Here is a 722-nt window from a genome sequence, read left to right as displayed (position 1 = left end):
AGCAAATACTTTTCTGTAGCTCCGTAATTTTTGAGTGTTCCTGGTTTAAGTACATCTCCCATGGTGGTTTTATGATGCTCCAACACATCTTTCAGGGATTTAAATGTAGCATCCGCCCCAAGAAATCTGGATTTTATAGCAGTAGCGGTAATTATACCATCTTCTTTGAGCAAATCTTCGTAACACTGCAATAATTTGGAATATTTAGCATCCAGATAATTATTCAAAACCGTGGCTTCAATATTTCTTCCTTTTATTCTGTGAGCCCTATCATCCCATGATTCCGGGTGACATTGCCTTCTTAAACTGATCTCTGCCCTACGGCCATTGATGGTCACCCTTGCATAAATTGGTGCAAGAGTGTGTTTTGTCTTGGCTAGATTAAGCCAAAACAGAATGCGAAAAGTGGGTTTTGTTTTCATTGCCTTTCATTTAGGTAACCGATTTAACATAATTGTCGAAAGTCAAATCACTCTAAAGCCAGCAAGGCTAATGGAAGGTAAGAAAAAAAAGATAACCGGATAGGTAACCGATTAGGTAACTTGAAGGATGATATTAAACATAAAAAAATGATTCCCAGTTTCTATTAACGTACTGAAAATCATTAATTTAGGTATTATTTGATGTCATTTGACATCTAAAAAGTCGGGGTGGCAGGATTCGAACCTGCGGCCTCCTGCTCCCAAAGCAGGCGCGATAACCGGGCTACGCTACACCCCGAG

General features: G+C 39.5%; 1 protein-coding gene and 1 tRNA gene. Both read right to left on the bottom strand.

Translation table 11 applies throughout. The annotated features are described in order from the left end of the window. The coding region (locus tag ACKGJN_RS16340) for an Arm DNA-binding domain-containing protein (RefSeq protein ID WP_409540631.1) at positions 1–422 on the bottom strand (422 nt) is incomplete at its 3' end. A 223-nt stretch (positions 423–645) separates the two neighbouring features. Next, a tRNA-Pro gene (locus ACKGJN_RS16335) sits at positions 646–720 on the bottom strand. Between the last annotated feature and the right edge of the window lie 2 nt (positions 721–722).

This window comes from Gillisia xinjiangensis (genome assembly GCF_046298265.1).
Taxonomy (GTDB): Bacteria; Bacteroidota; Bacteroidia; order Flavobacteriales; family Flavobacteriaceae; genus Gillisia; species Gillisia xinjiangensis.
Note: the sequence above shows the minus strand (reverse complement) of the source record. Positions and strands in the feature narration are given on the sequence as shown.